The 4,225-nt window shown below is 54.1% G+C and carries 5 protein-coding genes; all 5 read left to right on the forward strand.

Annotated features, from left to right (window positions below):
- Positions 1-227: hypothetical protein (locus tag J7M22_13190; GenBank protein MCD6507564.1), on the forward strand; the 227-nt coding region annotated here is incomplete at its 5' end.
- 226 nt (positions 228-453) lie between these two features.
- Positions 454-1,998, forward strand: a complete 1,545-nt coding sequence (locus J7M22_13195) for a hypothetical protein (GenBank protein MCD6507565.1) — start codon at positions 454-456, stop codon at positions 1,996-1,998.
- 12 nt (positions 1,999-2,010) lie between these two features.
- Positions 2,011-3,060: a PD40 domain-containing protein gene (locus J7M22_13200; protein MCD6507566.1), complete on the forward strand. Its 1,050-nt coding sequence runs from the start codon at positions 2,011-2,013 to the stop codon at positions 3,058-3,060.
- A 16-nt stretch (positions 3,061-3,076) separates the two neighbouring features.
- Positions 3,077-3,715, forward strand: coding sequence for a histidine phosphatase family protein (locus J7M22_13205; GenBank protein MCD6507567.1), 639 nt, complete (start codon positions 3,077-3,079; stop codon positions 3,713-3,715).
- Positions 3,716-3,802: 87 nt separating this feature from the next.
- Positions 3,803-4,105 (forward strand): IS1 family transposase, encoded by a 303-nt coding sequence (locus J7M22_13210; protein MCD6507568.1) that lies wholly within the window; start codon positions 3,803-3,805, stop codon positions 4,103-4,105.
- The last annotated feature ends 120 nt before the right edge of the window (positions 4,106-4,225 follow it).

Below are 4,225 nucleotides of genomic sequence, written 5' to 3' on the forward strand. Positions count from 1 at the left end.
CATTCCTGCCTCTCCCTTTCGGGGTTAAGGTGCACCTCGGCAATGTGACGGTTTTGCCAGACAGGGCTGGTGCGATACCCTGCCATGCTTACTCGCCAAGCGAGAACCGTTCACGTAGGCGGCCACCAACAGAGGTTAAGGCTAAGGTTAAGGTTGAGATTCTTCTTAACCTCAACCTAAACCTTAACCTGTTCTTAAGAAGCCCTGTGTGCATTGGCACACCTTGACTTACTTTGACACACTTTCGGTCAACTGCTGAGGGGCTCCCTCGATCAATCTCAGAATCCTTTTATAGCACAAAATGAAATAAAGATCAAGCGCGGGTCCTCACGAGGATACATGGGGATTTGGCAGCGAGGTATTCCCATTCGAATATTCAGCCTGCGCATTTAACTTGACCCTAAATTGAGCGGGGTGTAAAATTGAGCGAGAGGCTCAGGATGGAGGTTGATTATGAAGGACATAGATCCTTCCACAGGAAGGAGGTTTGTCGATCCGGTCGAGGTATTCGCCGATGAGGTTCTGGAACGGTGTCGCGACCGATATGGGAGATATGAGACGCCCCTTCTGGCGGATGCGATCGATCTGAAATCGGGTGAGCCGCGCAGATGGGAGGGACATATCCTCTCGAATCTGGCCTGTCAACAGAACTTCCTCCGAATCCTCGAGGGGTTGAGCGATATAACGGGGAAAAATCGGTATCAGGATCGGGCCCGAGAATGGATCGCCTATGCCCTCAAGAAACTACAGAACCCCGCCAGCGGCATGTTATACTGGGGCGGCCATACGACATACGATCTGCTGGAGGATAGGCCGCTCATCGGGAATCACGAGCTGAAATGCGTCTATCCCCACTATCCATTTCTCTATCAGGTCGATCCGGAGGCGACCAGATGGCTCATCGAGGGTTTCTGGAACCGACATGTGAGGAACTGGTCCACATTGCTTTTTAACCGTCATGGCGAATACGCCCCGTGGGATAGAGGCGCCTCTTGGGATCACGAATACAGAGGAGGATCGCTTCCAATCATAGATAACGCCTGTCTCTCCTTCATCAACACGGGAAGCGACCTGATCTACTCGGCGACCATGCTGTTTAAACTGAGCAGCGATGAAAGACCGCTCATCTGGGCGAAGCGCCTAATGGGCCGATATGATGAGATCCGTAACGAGAGGACGGGCCTCGGCGGATATCAGTTCAACCGTAGGGAACCCTGTCGCGTCCGAATCTCCTTCAAAAAACCCCTATCGGATCGACAGGACGTCAACGAAACGACGGTCATCACGAACGGCGTGATCCAGACGCGCTATGGGCGGGTGGCGATCACATTTCTGAACCTATTCGAGGAGCTGGGGAACTCGGAGGGTAGGGAGTTCCTTGAGTTCGTCCTCGAGGATCTAACCGCCCTCGGCAAGCACTCCTATGATCCTTCCGATCACAGCTTCCACCCCGTTCTCGCCGATGGTATGAGGCTTTCACCCTCCGATTGCATGGAGGGTGTGGGGTATTGCAGTCCGAGGAAGCTCCAGAAGGTGCGCGCCAACGGTTTGATGTTCCTCGCCTATGCGAAGGCCTATCGCCTCACCGGCGATCCACTTCTGCGCGAGATGGTTGGCAGCCTAGCACAAGGTATGGGATGGGGCGATATCCTCGATGAGACCGTCGATCGGGTTTGTCTCACCGATATGGGCCTGCAAAACGATATCTGTGCCATCTTCGGTCTGCTTGAGCTACATCGGGCCACGGATGAGGGGAGATTCCTGAACGTGGCGGCGGATATGGTCGAGGAGCTTGCGCGGAGATATCTCGTGGACGGATTTTTCACGACCGGCGAGGAAGGCAGGGACGGATGTACACATATCAACGGCGCCCTGCCGCTGGCGCTTCTCCATCTGGCGAATGGGATCGAGGGGGCAGGCGCTGATATCCCCGCCTTTTATCCGGGCTCGACCAGCTTCGACCCCAAGGTGATCATAGCACGGCGTAAGCAAAGATAAGGAGGGTAAGTGATGAACGAGGTGATCGTCGAGCAGATCACACATCCTCCCTTCGGGCACACCGTGATCTATCCGGAAGCTCCCGTCTTCACGCCCGACTCGAGGAGGTTTATCCTGGCTGAGCTCAATCCCGATCGGGGTAGACAGTTCTGCCTTTACGACTTCGATGCGCGGGAGCTTATAACCCTGACGGGGGAGAAGGGCGCTACGGCGCCGTCGGTATCGCCCGATGGGAGGTGGATGTACTACCTCGTCGAGGAGGGAGACAGGCTCGTTTTAAAGAGGATCTCCCTCGAGACCTTCTCCGATGAGAGGCTGCTTGAGGCGGAACGCAGGGGGAGGGTTTATCCGCTTTCGACGATATCCGCCGACGGGAGGAGACTCGTCACCGCGATGCGCACCGGAGAGCGGGAATGGAGCATATTGAGATTCGATCTCGACGAGCCTTCGGTGAAGATCGTCTTCAGCCACAGCGAGATCCCGAACGCTCATCCACAATACCACCGCGGTGGGAGGTATGACCTGCTTATACAGGAAAACACGGGACACCGGATGGATGAAAGGGGCAAGTTTGTCAGGCTCACCGATGAGCTCGGCGCGACGATGTTCATAATAGGTGACGATGGATCGAACCTGAGAAGGCTCAAGATAGGCCGCGATGGTAAGGTGCGCGTACAGGGACATCAATGCTGGTTGGGGGTGAGCGATGAGGTGATAGCCACCCTATCGACAAAGTCGGGGCATCCGGTCGTCAGGATAAAAGCGGGCGATCCGGAGTATAGATTGATCTCGGATAAGGCGCACTTTTGGCACGTCCATTCGAGCCTGGATGGGCGATGGTTCGTCTGCGATATAATCGGGAGCGGCGAGATCGTCGTGGGCTCAGTCGAGACAGGTGAGCATAGGATGATATGTCGTTCGGAGGCGTCATGCGGCGCGTCACAGCACACCCACCCTCATCCGGCGATCAGCCCCGATAGACGCAAGGTGATTTTCAACTCGGATAAAACCGGAATCCCTCAGGTCTACGTCGCCTTTCTGCCTGAGGGCTTTGAAGTATAAAAAGGAGGATGCTGGGATGACGATCATGCTCATACGACACGGTGAAACCGCATGGAACGTGAGGGAAGTCTTCAGGGGCAGGATCGACGTCGAGCTTAATGAAACGGGGGTGAAGCAGGCAGAGCTGCTGGGCGAATATCTCTCCCATGAGAACATACTCGCCGTCTACTCCAGTCCCCTGAAACGAGCTTTAAAAACCGCCGAGATGATAGCGAAGCATCACGATATCGACGTTGAGATCACCGAGGGGTTAATGGACCTCGATTTCGGAGAATGGCAGGGCCTACCGCATGAAACGGTCAAGGAAGGGTATGGAGAGCTCTACCGCAAATGGCTCGAATCCCCTCACGAGGTGAGGATGCCTAACGGTGAGGGCCTGGATGACGTCAGAGAAAGGGGAGTCAGGTTGGTGGAGGAGCTCATAGATGAATATGGCAGCGGGGAAAGCATCATCGCTCTGGTGTCCCATAGGGTGGTGAACAAGGTCCTGATATGTGCGCTGCTGGGATTGGACAACTCCCACTTCTGGAACATAAAGATGGACACATGTGGGATCACGACCTTCGAGTATGAAAAGGGGAGATTTGTGCTCACCAGACATAACGACACCTCCTTTCTGAAATCCCTTGGCAGGGGGAAGACAAGCGATTTTTAATTCGCTCCATCTCAACTCCTGTCAGGCGACCAAGCTGGAGCACGCAAGGGAGATAAGAGAAGCAGCATCTGGATCTGGACTGCTGTTTTGGATGGCAGGAAGGTGATCTTCCAGGTGGGAGATAGGAGCGAAGAAACCTGCCTGCGGTTGTATGATCAGATGCCTTCTGCAGAGAGATATTACACAGATGGTTATGAGGTCTACAATTGGCTTCCCTACAATCGGCGTGAGGTTGATAGGTTTGGCAAGGTGAATCGGAATGAGGGGAGGCATTCTATCTTGAGGGATCGTCTGAAGAGGTTAGCTCGTCGGAGGAAGGGGTATTCTAAGAGTAGGGAAATGCTTGTCGCTTCTCTGGCTTTGGTATGTTTACACTTGGGATGGATTTAATACAATCATGTGTCGAGAACACCGATTTGGTTGGCCTTCAACAGGTCATCAAGCAGATGACAGGAGTTCTGATAGAGGAGATACTTGAGGCAGAAAGAGATGAATTCCTGGGATACCAGA

Source organism: Candidatus Poribacteria bacterium, from assembly GCA_021162805.1.
Classification (GTDB): Bacteria; Poribacteria; WGA-4E; order B28-G17; family B28-G17; genus JAGGXZ01.

Coding starts and splice junctions, on each gene's coding strand:
- J7M22_13205 (MCD6507567.1), top strand. CDS start 3,077: ATGACGATCATGCTCATACGACACGGTGAAACCGCATGGAACGTGAGG.
- J7M22_13200 (MCD6507566.1), top strand. CDS start 2,011: ATGAACGAGGTGATCGTCGAGCAGATCACACATCCTCCCTTCGGGCAC.
- J7M22_13195 (MCD6507565.1), top strand. CDS start 454: ATGAAGGACATAGATCCTTCCACAGGAAGGAGGTTTGTCGATCCGGTC.